At 39.5% G+C, this 14,891-nt stretch carries 13 protein-coding genes and 3 tRNA genes; 13 read left to right on the plus strand and 3 right to left on the minus strand.

Annotated elements, in window-relative coordinates:
- Positions 1-86: 86 nt before the first annotated feature.
- The gene (locus tag NPUN_RS02045; RefSeq protein WP_012407207.1) at positions 87-2,279 is read right to left on the minus strand and encodes an ATP-binding protein; all 2,193 of its coding nucleotides are present in this window, start codon (positions 2,277-2,279) and stop codon (positions 87-89) included.
- 109 nt (positions 2,280-2,388) lie between these two features.
- Here NPUN_RS02045 and NPUN_RS41480 point away from each other — a divergent pair, with 109 nt between their 5' ends.
- From NPUN_RS41480 to NPUN_RS02055, 3 genes are all read left to right on the plus strand, one after another.
- Positions 2,389-2,544, plus strand: a complete 156-nt coding sequence (locus NPUN_RS41480; RefSeq protein WP_167315557.1) for a hypothetical protein — start codon at positions 2,389-2,391, stop codon at positions 2,542-2,544.
- A gap of 163 nt (positions 2,545-2,707) precedes the next feature.
- Positions 2,708-3,895, plus strand: a complete 1,188-nt coding sequence (locus tag NPUN_RS02050; protein ID WP_012407208.1) for a calcium-binding protein — start codon at positions 2,708-2,710, stop codon at positions 3,893-3,895.
- Positions 3,896-4,203: 308 nt separating this feature from the next.
- Entirely contained in the window at positions 4,204-5,088 is an 885-nt protein-coding gene (locus tag NPUN_RS02055; RefSeq protein WP_012407209.1) for a glycoside hydrolase family 75 protein, read from the plus strand.
- A 372-nt stretch (positions 5,089-5,460) separates the two neighbouring features.
- On the opposite strand, the gene NPUN_RS02060 is transcribed toward NPUN_RS02055, so the two are convergent.
- The gene (locus tag NPUN_RS02060) at positions 5,461-6,417 is read right to left on the minus strand and encodes an orange carotenoid protein N-terminal domain-containing protein (protein ID WP_012407210.1); all 957 of its coding nucleotides are present in this window, start codon (positions 6,415-6,417) and stop codon (positions 5,461-5,463) included.
- Positions 6,418-7,032: 615 nt separating this feature from the next.
- Positions 7,033-7,698: a TraX family protein gene (locus tag NPUN_RS02065; protein ID WP_012407211.1), complete on the minus strand. Its 666-nt coding sequence runs from the start codon at positions 7,696-7,698 to the stop codon at positions 7,033-7,035.
- A 167-nt stretch (positions 7,699-7,865) separates the two neighbouring features.
- On the opposite strand from NPUN_RS02065, the gene NPUN_RS02070 reads away from it, so the two are divergent.
- The 10 genes from NPUN_RS02070 to NPUN_RS42670 all read left to right on the plus strand — a co-directional run bounded on the left by NPUN_RS02070 (position 7,866) and on the right by NPUN_RS42670 (position 14,885).
- On the plus strand, positions 7,866-8,444 hold the full coding sequence (locus tag NPUN_RS02070; RefSeq protein WP_012407212.1) for a hypothetical protein: 579 nt from the start codon (positions 7,866-7,868) through the stop codon (positions 8,442-8,444).
- A gap of 125 nt (positions 8,445-8,569) precedes the next feature.
- Positions 8,570-8,917: an immunity protein TriTu family protein gene (locus NPUN_RS02075; protein ID WP_012407213.1), complete on the plus strand. Its 348-nt coding sequence runs from the start codon at positions 8,570-8,572 to the stop codon at positions 8,915-8,917.
- A gap of 145 nt (positions 8,918-9,062) precedes the next feature.
- Positions 9,063-9,138, plus strand: a tRNA-Met gene (locus NPUN_RS02080).
- Positions 9,138-9,212 (plus strand) — tRNA-Met (locus tag NPUN_RS02085). Before NPUN_RS02080 ends, NPUN_RS02085 begins: the two co-directional genes overlap by 1 nt.
- Before the next feature lie 397 nt (positions 9,213-9,609).
- A complete protein-coding gene (locus NPUN_RS02090) occupies positions 9,610-10,695 on the plus strand; it encodes a reverse transcriptase family protein (RefSeq protein ID WP_012407214.1) in 1,086 nt (361 codons plus the stop codon).
- Between the two features lie 216 nt (positions 10,696-10,911).
- Positions 10,912-10,984 (plus strand) — tRNA-Ile (locus NPUN_RS40290).
- A 615-nt stretch (positions 10,985-11,599) separates the two neighbouring features.
- Positions 11,600-13,126: a slipin family protein gene (locus tag NPUN_RS02095; RefSeq protein WP_193372271.1), complete on the plus strand. Its 1,527-nt coding sequence runs from the start codon at positions 11,600-11,602 to the stop codon at positions 13,124-13,126.
- Between the two features lie 96 nt (positions 13,127-13,222).
- The gene (locus NPUN_RS02100; RefSeq protein WP_012407216.1) at positions 13,223-13,771 is read left to right on the plus strand and encodes a polyphosphate kinase 2 family protein; all 549 of its coding nucleotides are present in this window, start codon (positions 13,223-13,225) and stop codon (positions 13,769-13,771) included.
- 369 nt (positions 13,772-14,140) lie between these two features.
- A complete protein-coding gene (locus tag NPUN_RS44650) occupies positions 14,141-14,413 on the plus strand; it encodes a hypothetical protein (RefSeq protein WP_419788451.1) in 273 nt (90 codons plus the stop codon).
- A gap of 313 nt (positions 14,414-14,726) precedes the next feature.
- Positions 14,727-14,885: a PIN domain-containing protein gene (locus tag NPUN_RS42670; protein WP_012407218.1), complete on the plus strand. Its 159-nt coding sequence runs from the start codon at positions 14,727-14,729 to the stop codon at positions 14,883-14,885.
- The last annotated feature ends 6 nt before the right edge of the window (positions 14,886-14,891 follow it).

Raw genomic sequence — 14,891 nt, forward strand, 5'->3', positions numbered from 1 at the left:
TTTTCTATGTAATGTATAATAAATTTTAAGCATAAGCTTGTCTACCGTAATAACCAGTAGATAACTTGGCGATTCCAAACTTAGTGTTAAACCACTTGATTAACGTTTAGCTGGAGAGGAATCTGAATGATAAACTCAGTTCCTTTTCCAGAAGTTGAGAAGCACTCTAGTTTGCCGCCATGTTTTTCTGTGATGATTTGGTAGCTGATAGACATACCCATTCCGGTGCCTTTGCCAATGGGTTTGGTGGTGAAAAAAGGATCGAATATGCGTTGCTGAAATTCTTTAGAAATACCGACTCCATTATCAGCGATCGCTATTTCTAACCACGTTGAATTAATTACAGAAGTGCGAATCTTAATTCGGCTGGGATTTTCCTCAATCTCCTGATAGGTATGCTTAGTATTATTTTCTTCCAACGCATCAATCGCATTTACTAAAATATTCATAAACACCTGGTTGAGTTGTCCGGCATAGCATTCGACTAGGGGTATAGTGCCGTAGTCTTTAATCACTTCAATTTCGGGTTGTTCTGGTTTAGCTTTGAGGCGGTGCTGCAAAATCATCAAGGTACTGTCGATGCCTTCATGAATATCAACACTTTTGAATTCTGCTTCATCGATGCGCGAGAAGTTTCGCAGTGACAGTACAATTTGGCGAATACGCTCAGTGCCTACTCTCATCGAAGACAACATTTTTGGTAAGTCTTCCTGCAAAAATTCTAAATCGATGTCTTCAGTAAAGGTTTGAATTTCAGCCGCAGGTTTGGGATCGTGCTGCTGATATAATTGCACAAACGCTAATAAATCCTGGGTATATTCTTGCACATGGACGAGGTTGCCATGAATAAAGTTGACTGGATTATTAATTTCGTGTGCAACTCCAGCAACTAGTTGTCCCAGACTAGACATTTTTTCACTTTGAATAACTTGAGATTGAGTGCGTTGCAATTCCCCTAATGCATTTTTGAGTTCAGTAGTACGTTCTTCTACTCGATCTTCTAGTTTTTCTTTACTTTTCTCTAAAGCAGTAAACGATTCATATAGTTGCTCTGCCATGTAATTGAAAGAGTTAGACAGGGTATTAAGTTCTTGAATAACGCTAGTTTCTACTGTCTGAGCTAAATTGCCGGATGCCATTGCTTTACTTGCCCAATTTAGGCGCAGAATCGGGCGTACAATCCAATGGGAGGTAAATACGCCCATCACAGAGGCAACGACTAATGCACCAAAACAAAGTGCGATCGTGGTGCGCGTGTTGGCGTTAATTTCCGCCATAAATGTGTTTTCGGGCACACTCACTACCATCAGCCAATTCAAGCCGTACTTGTCACGCCAAGGTGCAACATCAACAAAATACCGTTTTCCTTGCACCTCAAGTTGAAAGTCTGTGTCTTGGGTGATAGATCCAAACCCAGAGGTTTGGAGGTGTTTGCCAATGTTCTGTATTACTGGGTCAGAACTGTCGATCGCTCGTAATCGCCGGATATCTTGATTGACGAGGACAAAAGGCTTTTCTGTGCCGGAACTGGCAATTAATGTGCCATCCCGTTCTAAAAGGAATACCTGGCCAGACTTACTAATATCCAAATTGCGTAAAAAATCGCTGAGTTTTAACAGATGGATATCGCAGGCAATCATGCCTAGTAAACGATTTTGCGAGTCATAAATGGGACGACTGGCAGAAGCAGCTATGTAAGGGCCAGTAGGAAAATTTCCAGTTACAATCTTTGCCCAAATAGGTTTACCAGCAGCGATGGGTTGAGTATACCAAGATTCCTTAAAATTGTTCCAATCCCACCGAGCATTAACCTGAGTTCGATTTCCTTGATTATCTGTGGCGTATGTGGAAATATTATTGGGAAGCTTGGCAGTCCAATCATCAATGGTGATCGTCTTACCGTCATAACGAGCGGCTCCAAGACCCTCACCTGTCGTTAGCCCAATACCAATATAAGTCAGGTCAGAGGCGTGCATCTGATCCCAGAAATACTTGCCAACGGTTTGGCGATCGCGTACATCTAATATTCCCCTATGAATAGCATCTGCATTGATCTGATTAAGGGTTTGCGGAATGGAAAGATAAGACTTCAAATGTTCATCCACTACCTCGCTCGTGCGATCTATCAACTGTTCTACTAGGTCGTTCACTGTTCTTTGTCCATTTTTAAACGACAAATAACCCACTAGACTGACCGCTCCAAAAATTTGGATCAGGAAGGGAACAACAAGAACAATCTGTAATGGGAACGCTTTACCTTTGTTGTTGTGAGTCTTCATTGCTGGAAGCTGAAAGTTATGCTAATTTGATTTGCTTCTATAGTTCCCAATATGTCCACATACTCACCTTTGTTTAGTTTTTTAGTCTAGTCAAAGGTAGCTCTAGAGTATGTTGTCACAAAGCGCAACCCACTATAATATCAAATATCCCAAAGTTCTCACAAAAGCTGAACCTCACCACCAGCCCAATCTCAAGGCTAAATATCGTGCTGGATCAGTTGATAGAGTAGTCAAGTTTGATTGGCGATCGCAGTTACAAGCATAATGCCTATACATTGCTTGTTTTTTACAGGCTTTTTCATTTATTTAAACCACAATTATAAAAAATTTTGTAATTAACCGGATTATATTGATTTATCCAGAAAAATAGCTCATATACGTAACTTGTTGGTTTCGCTGAACTGTATTGAGGTATAAAATAAATTTTTATGACAACCCAAGTTTTTCGCGGCATTACCTACACTGAACAAGTCATTCAAGAGAGTAATCAAAGAGTTTGCGGTACTGCTAATCCAGACTGGTTTGTTGTAGAAGGCAACAACAATGTTGTGAATACACGAGATGGCAATGATGTTGTTTTACTAGCAAGAGAAATAGACTTAATCTATCTATCTACTACTTTTAATGGAGAGGTATTGCAAACTAGTCCTCTATCCTCTAATCCTGATGGGATTAGTGCGAACGTTGATACTGGAGGAGGAGATGATTATGTCAGTTTGGGATCTGGCAATTACAAAATTCATTTAGGCAGTGGAAATAACTTTTTAGACGATTACGGTGGAAACTATTTATTCGATGCTGATGGTACTAATATTATTGGCTTAGGGACAATTCCAAAAGTGATTGCCTCAGCCGGAGCAGGTGACGATATTTTCTATTTAGGTGGATTTGCCAACCGAAACATTGATGCAGGAAAAGGTAACAACTTAATTCTTTTGGGAAGCGGAGATGCCAACATTAAAACAGGCTCAGGAAATGACATTATAACCAGTGAACTTTCAATAGCAACTTATATTTTTTTCGCCACTGGTTTGCCATTGTATAACCAAACTATAAATGCTGGAGATGGTGACAATCAGATTGCTGTTGCTCCCTATGGCGAAACCACAGTTAAAACCGGCTGCGGCGAGGATTTTATTCTTGCTTATGGAATCCCTGGCTCAAGTGATACAAAAATTTTTACAGGTAATGGCAATGACACAATTATTACAATTGATACGAACAGCACTATTAAGTCTGGCTCAGGTGATGATTTAATTTTTGCTGGTTCAGGTGATGACACTATCCTTGTGGGAAATGGAAATGATTTAGTAAATCTGCGAGGAGGAACGGTTTCTCTACCTGACCCTTTAAGTAGGGATACAAACCTGTTTGGTTCATCTGTTGAGGTGATAGGTGGGGGAAATGATACAGTTTACTTGGGTCAAGGAAGAGATACAGTAATTCTGGGAAGCATTGGCTTTGCAACTATTTATGGCTTTGATTGCAACGATCGCTTAGATGTCACCGGCTTAAACGCTAGCTTTACCCGGATAGGACATGACACGTTGATTAATTCATCGGGTAGTTCTTTGGGAGTTCTCAAAGGATATACAGGTTCAGTGCATTTAGCGTAATTAAGAACGCGATCGCTTAACTGTATAAACAAGACTTACGCACTAAAAACTTGAAACCTAAATCCCCCTCACCCTTTAAAAAGAAGGAGTTGGGGAATTTTTTTGTATGTAATATTATGTAACGTATCAATCCATGCGATCGCCTTTATTTTTCTAATGCCCATGATTGATATAACTTTACAACTCGTGTACTTCATCCTGATTAAAATGAAAATCGCCATAATCTAAGTACACCTATCGTAGACATTACTAAATTTGCTTTTTAAAATGTAGTTCCATAAGTTAAATTTTTAAACTGGGACTAAAATATGCAGCAATTCAAAGTTACATCAGATAGTTTAAATATACGTTCAGCACCTATTGTTGACGATACCAATCGAATTGGGGTTCTTCCAAAATCACAAATTGTATCTAAAATCGAAAATTTGGATGATAACAAGTGGTTAAAGGTTGCAACTATTCTCGAAGGAAAAATTTTAGAAGGTTTTGTATCTCAAAAATTTATTAGTCCAATCACAACCTTTTCTATTAATACTCTTATGAAAATTGGTGGAGTTTCTATTCAACAAGCAGATGGAGAATCTGCCATTTTTTATGAAGCAGGTATGAGCATCAATGCTGATGGTGCGCCTAATGCTTATCACCCAGCAGATACAGGAATTGATTTTTTGGCAAATGCTGGGAATCCAGGTAACTGGTGGGCAATAGTTGTCAATAAAGATGGTAATCCATTTATTCAAAGCAGTACAGATCCATATCCTGGATACTATATTTCTACAACTGCATTATCCGATTCTGGATTTGTTAAACAAGATCCACGCAGATATGTTGATTCAACCAAGATCCCATATATTGTTCTTCCGGGAAATAGTGATTTTAAAAAGCTTATAGGCATTAAATTAGGGGATTTTGCAGTTGTTTACAACACTAATAACGAAAAACTCGCTTTTGCAATTTATGCTGATATTGGGCCTAAGAACCAGATAGGGGAGGGTTCAATAGCTTTGTCTCAGGCTCTTGGAAACGATCCATTAGTGCGCTCAAGAGTCAGACAAGGAATTCCCAAGGGCATTGTTTATGTTGTTTTTCCAGGCTCTGGGAATGGACAGCCAAGAATAATTTCAGAAATAGAAGCTGAAACTAAACGGCTTTTTGAAATATGGGGTGGAATAGAACGAATAAAGTCTCTATAAAAGTGTACTTGATGGAAAATCTAAGAGAATCTGCTTGCGGTAGAGATGTAGCACTGCTACGTCTCTTTTTTAAAGAGCGATGTCTACGACAAACTGCTTCTCTACATTGCTAACTAAATTTGACTTTATCTATATTTTTGGGCTGCAATGACCAGTTATGATTATCGTGATGGTAGTGCGATCGCAAAACATAGTCCCTAAAGGGAGCAATCCAAACAACTACTAGAAATTGCTAAAGCTCGGTTTTAGGTGAACCGAGCATGGATTGAAATTTTATTTGATGATCGTCATGACGCTTAGAGGATGTTTGAAAAGTTCTTAAACCTCGTCTACCTTGAGAACCATAGCGCAATTTAAGAAAGCAAAAGAATTTTACTTGCGAGTTAAATTAAGCAGTTCTTTGGGAGAAGCAAGTAAATCAATAGCCACGAAATAAATTTGACCTTGAGGATTGAGTAAAAATCGCCAAGCGATGTTCATCCCAACATTACCTCCAAACCAAGGAGTTTCGACTGTACCAGTAATTTTATGCTGTGTGTAACCATCTTCGATAGTTTCCGAAACACCTTTGGTTGGTTTCATCACTAACCCTTGTCCCTCATCTCTTAGGTAGGCAGTGATAGCTTCTCGGCCAACAATTGGTTTTTGGAAGGGTGGTTGCAGCGCACCGTTGTTAGCAAATAAAGCAACAGCAGCTTCAAAGTTATCTGCATTCATAGCTTCAATGTATTTCAGCACTGTTGGTTCTGTAACTCCCTCAATAGTAAATTGGGGACTTAAAGATGTACGTGGGAACTTAAAGTTTATTTGTGCTTGCTTTTTATCAGCCAGAGATGGATCAAACCCCATATTTACTACAGTATTGCGTAGTACAGTAATTTGCTGACTCTGATCGATTTTCTGAACAGCTTCTAGCACTGCTTTAACTTGAGTTGACATTTGATAGCCAACTGGCATCGGAGCGACAATACCCTCTTTCATCCACTCTCCTAACTGCCACCAAAATCCTAGCTTGGCGTTGACACCAAAATATGCATAAGAACGACTAATAGGAGTATCAGCATTACTCGCTAAATCTCTCATTAATTGCGTTTGTTCTTCATGAGACATCTGCTTAATTTCGTTGAAAATACCTTCCATTAATTGGAGATTTGCTTTTCCGGGAGCAGCTGGAGTAATTGTACGACCTAGTTCAGCGTAGGCATACCAGAGAAATGCCAATTGATCGTCAATGTTGAGTTCAGCAAACATTGCTGTAGTGGCTGGAACAGCATCTGCCACTTGAGTGCTAGAGAAAATGTTGCGTGCAGACTCGATAGTATAATTCATGCTTGTTACCTTAAAGATTTACCTGTTGAATAGTTACTTTCGGCTACATTTTGTAGCTTGGAAGATAAATCTAGGGCTTTTTTTTGAATGACATAATTATCCCTAGATATCTAAATCCAAATTATTATGATTCATTACTCTGGCATCATAGCTGGTAAACGTTAACAAAATACTAAGATTTATCTAATGAATATCATTGAATTAAATGTATATACTATTATTTTTTAAATTTATAGGTTTATATTTTTTTTGAGGAAAGTATCTCCCTCTAAAGTAAGATATTAATGATTTAAGATTGCTATAGCATCTATAGCAATCCTAAATCATTGGCGAAAATCCCTCTTTATTTTCTCTGCGTTCTCTACACCACTGTAGTAGCCAAGCGCAACCCAAAAAAGCCCCATAAATGTTGAGTTTCGTTCCTCAAACGCCACTTGCTTCTCCCTTGGCGCTAGCTTCTCACGAATGGGAGAAGGGAAGACGCGCAAGGGACACATGACATATATTTAATATTTGAACGAACAAATTAAGTACAGATCAAAGGGGTTTCTTGACTATTGCCTCTTGCCTTCTACGCAAATAATTATGGCTACGCTCCCGTGAGGGATACAAAAATCAAAGCGGATTGCTATATCTGGAATGTATTAAATAATTTATTATGCCTAAAATAATTAAATGAGCCGGGTAAAACAGATAAAACCATCTAGCTCGTTGGCCTTGTTTACCATTGAATTGAAAAACAATGAATCCTGCAAGAATTGCCCAATGTTGAAATATATTACCTATAAATAGAGTTACTAAAATAAAGTTAAAAATGCACCAGCAGAGCAACCATACCCTAGGCTTGAGTTTGTCAGTTAGAGACATCAAGAAAATTACTCCAATCCCATAAGCTCCATATTCAACACCCAAACTCTCGGCAACTGCTGCACTCAATCCAGTAATTATTAATTGCTGCCATAATTGTGAATAATGCCTTACTAAGCGTAACATCACAAGTCCAAGAACAAGCGTGTAGAGAATATTAAGTGATAAACTCTGGAAAACAACACTATAGATAGGCTGAGATATAATTGCTGTAATTAATAGTCTGCTCCCATAGCGGTATACATTTTGGGTATGTTTTTCACCTTTAGCCAAAAGCCATGCAAACAGGGGAAAACTCAATCGTCCAATAAAGTGCAAAATTCTGAACTCAGGCATTAGCAAATAGCACACATGATCCATAACCATGAATACTGCAGCTAAGATTTTAATGCTAAAAGCTGAAACTTTAATCACAACGTTACAGTTACCTTGGATTTATTGAGATAAAATTCCTAAAGTTTTACTTGGTTTAATATAGTAGTTATTCAAAATCCTGACAATTTGATAACATTAATAAAAAGGGCAATGTCTACGATGGGCTATTCCACATCGCCCTGTTCAGCATAAAATGCAGAAACACTATGGCAAAGCGTAAAAAAAGCAATCTTCAGTGGATAAAAGAGACGCTTGAATTAAAACCTGACCATCGTTGGGAATCTCCATCAGGTTACAAAATATTTGTAGCAGATCGAGGCGCTGTTCGCTTCAATGTTCCCCAAAGTTGGGTTTTAGAGCCACAAGACAAATCTTTCAAATTCCTCGATAAAAAACCACCTAACGATGATTGCTGTCTAGAAGTATCTTTCAATCGTCTACCACCCAACGACTGGAGTCAGTTTCCATTAAAATCCACATTGAAGAAAGTCCTGGAAGACGACAGTCGTAACATCATTTCCAAAGGAGAAATTGTTACCATCAAGCGCCAAACTGCCAGAATTGTCTGGACAGAGATGAAGTTCATTGATGTTCAAGAAGAACCACGGGAAGCTTTTTCGCGGACTTGCATTGGTTTAGGGTCGAATGTTCAATGCTTAATTACATTCGATTATTGGGCAGATCAAGCAGAACAATTAATACCTGTTTGGGATGAAGCGATGCGTAGTCTGACACTAGGATTATATATCCGTGACCCTATGACTGGTCTAGCTTTCCCAGACTAAGCCACAAGAATAAATCGTGAGCATCTATTAAATTGAGGCGTGTAGCTCAAAGTCTACGATGAGCTACTTATTTTTTGTCGAGTTGGGTCACATTAATAATACTCCTGCTTTCAACAATATAAGGAATGAGTCTAAATCCACTAACACAGTTAATTTCAGAACGAGGTTTTGACCGATTTCAATCAGGATTAAGATCGCGTTTCGCTGCTTATCACCTGAAATATACACTTACTTACTGTAAACCTAGTGATAATCCAGCTATGTGTCTTGACTTTGAGAGTTTATTACATCTCGGTAGAGTAACAGTTTGGGAGTCAGGAGCTTGTGAGATGGATATTCTTGAAATCTCAACTGGTAACAATGTTTTTTATGAAAGCCACCATTTCAACAACGAAAAGCAATTTCATCAAACCTATCTAAGACTGGTAATTTTTATGCGCGATATGTTGCGACTTAAGTCAGACAATATTTAAGGCTACACCTACAATTTCCAATATGCTAAATTTGGAGCGGGATAGTAACAAAGTTACAAAGCTATGGTTTAGGTTCTATATGCCTAACTGGTGCGCCAACTTCTGTTAGAAGCGTATACCGCCGAGTGCTTTAAACTATACCATCGTTTGATTAGCTCAGTTGGTAGAGCGATCGACTCATAATCGAAGGGTCACAGGTTCGACTCCTGTATCAAACCCCAGGAAGTTAGCTCACTGGTAGAGCAATCGACTCATAATCGATGTGTTGTAGGTTCGATTCCTATACTTTCACCCAACCCTGTCCGGGTCAAAAGACACTACCCTGTCACGGTAGCCAATATGGTACGGATCTTAACAGATTCCAGACCCCTCATTTTCTCAACTCTGCGGTGCAAGTTTTCTGCTATCGGTCATCACTCGTAAGGGTAATGTTCGGTAGCCACAGTCTAGGAGTAAGCGCAACTGCATTTCTTCCTAACTTGAGTATGTTCCTTCGTTTTCTACATCTAGTTTTTCTTAGAGATTCTAGATTGGCAACCGAACGGCATATTTGAGCGCAGTTCTCTTTTTGTAGATTGCCATTGAGCAGTCGAAGAAAAGCAACAGCAATCTTAATCCAGTTTTGGAGAAGCTTTTGCCCACGCCTAAACTGTAAACACTTGCATTTGCAGAGTTAAAAAATATTTTGTAGTATGTATAGCCAAAATCTAACCACTATCCCATTAGCGACTGAAAGTAATCTAGAAAGGTTGGAAACTGATAATTTAGCGCTTTTGCGATCGCATGGTTTAGCTGAATACAATACTGCCGAAGAAATAGCCTTTGCAATGGTAATAAGCCTTGAAAAACTGCACTTTTTAACAACTAGTACATCCCTAACTAGACATTACCTCCCTTTCAAAATTTCAAAAAAGACAGGTGGAAAAAGAATAATTTCTGCACCAAAGCCCGAACTTAAAGCTGCTCAAAGGTGGATTCTAGAGAATATTTTAGAGAAACTAGAAGTTCATAATGCAGCGCACGGCTTTTGTAAAAATCGTTCGATAGTCACCAATGCTAAACCCCATGTTGGTGCAAATGTAATAGTCAATATTGATTTACAGAATTTTTTTCAGTCAATTTCTTACAAACGTATCAAAGAATTATTTTCTGGATTTGGTTATTCAGAATCTACGGCGACGATTTTCGGGTTGATTTGTACGACTGCTGAAATAGCAATAAATGGACAAATTAACCATACAGCTTCAGAAAACCGCCATTTACCTCAAGGTTCGCCTGCAAGTCCTGCTATTTCTAATCTAGTTTGCCGTAATCTCGATATTCGTCTTGCTGCGATCGCTGAAAATCTTGGGTTTTGCTATACGCGCTACGCTGACGATTTAACATTTTCTACTTCAGAGGATGCATCGTCCAAAATATCTAATTTGATTAAAAACACTAAATTTATTATTCATGGTGAAAATTTTACCGTTAATGATAATAAAACCAAGATTTCCAGTAAATCAGTGCAGCAAGAAGTAACAGGTGTTATTGTAAATACGCAATTAAATATATCTAAAAAGACATTAAAAGCCTTTCGTGCAACTCTATATCAAATTGAACAAGAAGGTTTATCAGGAAAAAGTTGGGGAAAATCAACTAATTTAATTGCTGCGATTACTGGGTTTGCAAATTATGTAGCAATGATTAACCCGGACAAAGGTGCAGAATTTAAATCAAGCGTGGAACGTATCAAGCAGAAATATGGTGGCTCTCAAACTGATGAAGTACGTTTTTAAAGCTGCTTATTTAGCTAGAAAAAACTTATTTAGGTGTACCTCAGCCAATAATAGCCAGCGCGAATGGAATTCACCCTTTTAACTTTTTTCCTGTGCTAGATTTGAACCGGGATAGTAACAAAGTCACAAAGCTGTAGTTTGGGTTCTGTATACCCAACTGGTACGCTAACCTCTGGTAATAGTGTATACCGCCCAGTACTTTCAACTATTTCACCATGAAAGTTAGCTCATTTGGTAGAGCGGTCGGTGTATCGCCGATTACTTGTAGGTTCGATTCCTATACTTTCACCAAAACCCTCGCCCTGGGTACGGGCACCTTGTTAGGGACAAGGCAGCCTTATGGCTACACAAATGTATTGGGTGTTCAAAAAACCCCAATCAAAAAAACTTCTCGTTTTTTCTACTCTGTCATGCAGGTATTTATAACAGTAAAAGAGCTAGCGCAACTGTATCTCTCCCTAACTTGAGTATGTTCCTTCCTTTTCCTACATCTGGTTTTCTTTTGAGGATTCTGGATTGGCAAAGCGAACGGCATATTTGGGCGTGGCTCTCTTTTTTTAGATTGCCATTGAGCAATTTGAGAAAAGTAACACCAATCTTAATCCAGCTTTGGAGAAGCTTTTGCCCGCACCGGAACTGTAAAAACCTGCACTGGCAGAGTAAATAAATCTTTTGTATTATATAGTATTACAAACTGCTAAAAAATTAGTTTTAGCTTTTGTTTAAAGGGTTGTAAAGCCTAAGAACCTCAAAATTAATTCTGTCTACTCCAGTAGTTAAGCTGTGATACACAGGTGGTATTTGAGTTCAAGCAAGGTTATAAATGTGTTGTTCTAATTTTTTTAGCTAGTTGTAATCGCCTAGCTTACTTAAGCTATCACACAAATTATTTATGCAAATCACTATGTGGGAAACGTTTTATATCAAACCTAACGAAATCGGTATCTTATATCATCGCAGTGACTTTAAGAAAATTTTGCAGCCCGGTACACACACATATTTAGGTTGGCATTGGCAAGTAAAAATTTATGACCTCAATCAGCCACTAGCTCAGATTGAAAACCTAGAACTGTTGTTGCGAAATCACGAAGCCGAATTGCAACAAGATTTATTAATTATCAGAACCGCATTCAACCAAGTTGCGTTAGTCCGCTACGGTCAGAATTGGGTAAGCGTTGCACCAAATAAATTGATTGCTTTTTGGCGTGGTTTTATTGAAGTAGAGTCTTATCTCTTCAACTTAGAAGAAAGCTTAGAATTACCTAATTCCTTTGTACAGCAATTGCGCTCAGTTGCGTTGAATGGAGTGAAGAAGTTCCAAATCTCAGAATCGGAGATTGGTTTACTATATCTGCAAAACAATTTTGTGCGACCTCTAGAACCAGGAGAGTATGCTTTTTGGTCAGTAGATAGAGATGTTACAGTCAGAACTCTCAGCCGAATTATCCCTAACCCAGACTTTCCCCTCGAAGATGTACTCATTGAAAAACATCCTGACTTTATAGCTGCTTACTGTGAAGTCGTGCAATTACAGACTTCGCAAGTTGCAATTGTGCGTTATCGAGGAAAAGTGATTTCTATTTTGCCACCCACCACCCGGAAGTTATTTTGGCAGGGTGTTGCAGTGGAAATTCTCGATATCATCGCTGATGCTCAGTTACAGCCTAGCTTAGTGGCTGAATTGGTTGAGGGTTCAACAGAAGTGAAATTGCTCAGTCGCAACTGTTTGCATATTTGCCAAGTTCCCGCTCAACACATTGGATTAGTATACATTAATCAAGAGTTTCAAGGGCAGCGATCGCCAGGGGTACATGCTTGGTGGTTATTTGGCCGCTCTTTTCAAACCGAAACCATTGACTTGCGACTCCAAAACATGGAAGTATCCGGTCAAGACATCCTCTCTAAAGATAAAGTACCTCTGCGGTTAAATTTGACGGCTGGCTACCGTATCCAAGACCCATTGAGGGCAAAAAACGGGTTATCAGATATTTCTGGGTTCTTATACAAAGAATTACAGTTTGCTTTGCGTGGTGCAGTCGGCGAACGCAACTTAGATGCTTTGTTAGAAGATAAAGGTGCAATTGATAGAAGTATCTCTGAATACATTCGCCAGAAAGCCGCAGAATATGGAATTGAAGTAGATTCTGTAGGTGTCAAAGATATTATTTTACCTGGTGAGATTAAGACTATCTTGAGCAAAGTAGTCGAGGCAGAAAAAGCTGCTCAAGCCAACGTAGTCAGACGTAGAGAAGAAACTGCTGCTACTCGCAGTATGTTAAACACTGCCAAAGTGATGGAGGACAACCCCGTTGCATTGCGTTTGAAGGAACTCGAAGTATTAGAGCGGATTGCAGAGAAGATCGATCGCATTCAAGTTAACGGTAGCTTGGATAGTATCTTAACAGACTTAATTCGGATGAATCCGCAGTGATGACACCAATTATGTTATGTAGTGACTGTCTTAAAAGTCAAGCGATCGCACCATATACTACTTAGGATAGCTATTGAGATTAGAGGATTTATTTCAATGAATAAAGTTAAGCAATGGAGTCGCTTTCCGACAGCAGGTGAAATTGTCCTTTGCGATCGCAGTTGGTACAACCGAGCCGGAGTTGAACGGGTGATGGGTTTTTGCACCGAAGCAGAATATCAAGAATTCATACAATCTTGCCCGGAATTTGAACGAATGCTGGTGCGATCGGGCATTGTTTTAATCAAGTACTGTTTCTCCGTCAGCGATGAAGAACAAGAGGAACGTTTTCTTTCTCGCAGTCACGATCCAGCCAGGCGCTGGAAACTCAGCCCAATGGATTTAGAATCACGCGATCGCTGGGTAGAATATTCCAAAGCAAAAGATACCATGTTTGCTTACACGAATATTCCAGAAGCCCCCTGGTTTACGATTGAAGCAGATGATAAAAGACGTGCGCGGCTCAACTGCATTCATCATTTGTTGAGCAAAGTTCCTTACGAGGATATGACACCTCCTCCCTTAGAGCTTCCCTCTAGACCTGTGGCTGAGGATTATGTTCGCGCTCCCCGCAATGAGCAGTTCTTTGTCCCTCAAGTGTATTGAGCTACAACTTCTCGTCAATAATTGAATATGGCAAACGTTATCTATAGGTGTTGCGTAGGCGTAGCCCGTCGTAGACATCGCCTGTGACTCCTCTGTGAGCCAATTTGGATTCTGGGTAGTGCTGTCGGAAGTTAGTCAATTATATTACCTTGGGAGCAATTGCTTTGAAAACAATATCAAGTACAGAACGCCGGAAGTGACAGAAGTTTATTGAAGTTTATCGAGTCTTGTGATTTTGATGCTGTTGAAAGTACGATTTAGCCCCAACCATGAAAGTTCATAACAAATTGCTGAAATTAAAGTGCAGGCAATTGAAACAGAGACTAATTAAATTCGGGCATTTGGAACTGCGACACTTGGAATTGCGGCATTTGGAACTGCGGCACTTGGAATTGCGGCATTTGGAACTGCGGCACTTGGAACTGCGGCATTTGGAACTGCGGCACTTGGAACTGCGGCACTTGGAACTGCGGCACTTGGAACTGTAGCATTGGAGGCAAGGATGCCCCTCCCATAACCCATTTCATCTCTGCATCAGAGAGTTCTTCCACTTCAACTTGGTTGAAACTTAGCTGTGCATTGTTTTTTATTTTTGCCATAAGTCTCCTTCTAGGGTTAAAAAACACAGGAATACATCAATAATATATCTCGAATCATGTCGATGGCTGGTCTTCCTGTTTTTGCACAGTAGCATTACAGGAGGTGAGTTCGTAGGTTAGTTTCTAATCAAGTTGCTTGATAATACAGGTTCAGAATATGTTATGAGCGTATTCGCCATTCAGAGAGATGTGTACGAGATGTGTACGATGGGGTACTTCTTGTGCATCTCACACACAATCTCTAAATATAGAGTAGCGTGTTGTAGAGTTGGGGCGATCGCTCCAAGGGGCTACTTTTTGTGCATCTCACATAAAATCTCTAAATATATAGAGTAGCGTGTTGTCGAGTTGGGGCGATGTCTACGACGGGCTACGCCTACGTAGTTCAACTTGCTGTACAAAACCGAGGATTATTTAGCGCGATCGCACTATCTCGTAAATTAGTTTTATTAACGCGCAATCATCGGGATTTAGGCAAAGTACCCGGATTGTTAATTGAGGATTGGACGGTTTAATGCGAT

Source organism: Nostoc punctiforme PCC 73102 (assembly GCF_000020025.1).
In the GTDB taxonomy this organism is placed as follows: domain Bacteria; phylum Cyanobacteriota; class Cyanobacteriia; order Cyanobacteriales; family Nostocaceae; genus Nostoc; species Nostoc punctiforme.

What these genes read in the sequence shown, in the direction of transcription:
- NPUN_RS02045 (WP_012407207.1), bottom strand. Translation starts at nt 2,279, where the DNA reads ATGAAGACTCACAACAACAAAGGTAAAGCGTTCCCATTACAGATTGTT.
- NPUN_RS41480 (WP_167315557.1), top strand. Translation starts at nt 2,389, where the DNA reads ATGTTGTCACAAAGCGCAACCCACTATAATATCAAATATCCCAAAGTT.
- NPUN_RS02050 (WP_012407208.1), top strand. Translation starts at nt 2,708, where the DNA reads ATGACAACCCAAGTTTTTCGCGGCATTACCTACACTGAACAAGTCATT.
- NPUN_RS02055 (WP_012407209.1), top strand. Translation starts at nt 4,204, where the DNA reads ATGCAGCAATTCAAAGTTACATCAGATAGTTTAAATATACGTTCAGCA.
- NPUN_RS02060 (WP_012407210.1), bottom strand. Translation starts at nt 6,417, where the DNA reads ATGAATTATACTATCGAGTCTGCACGCAACATTTTCTCTAGCACTCAA.
- NPUN_RS02070 (WP_012407212.1), top strand. Translation starts at nt 7,866, where the DNA reads ATGGCAAAGCGTAAAAAAAGCAATCTTCAGTGGATAAAAGAGACGCTT.
- NPUN_RS02075 (WP_012407213.1), top strand. Translation starts at nt 8,570, where the DNA reads ATGAGTCTAAATCCACTAACACAGTTAATTTCAGAACGAGGTTTTGAC.
- NPUN_RS02090 (WP_012407214.1), top strand. Translation starts at nt 9,610, where the DNA reads ATGTATAGCCAAAATCTAACCACTATCCCATTAGCGACTGAAAGTAAT.
- NPUN_RS02095 (WP_193372271.1), top strand. Translation starts at nt 11,600, where the DNA reads ATGTGGGAAACGTTTTATATCAAACCTAACGAAATCGGTATCTTATAT.
- NPUN_RS02100 (WP_012407216.1), top strand. Translation starts at nt 13,223, where the DNA reads ATGAATAAAGTTAAGCAATGGAGTCGCTTTCCGACAGCAGGTGAAATT.
- NPUN_RS42670 (WP_012407218.1), top strand. Translation starts at nt 14,727, where the DNA reads ATGTCTACGACGGGCTACGCCTACGTAGTTCAACTTGCTGTACAAAAC.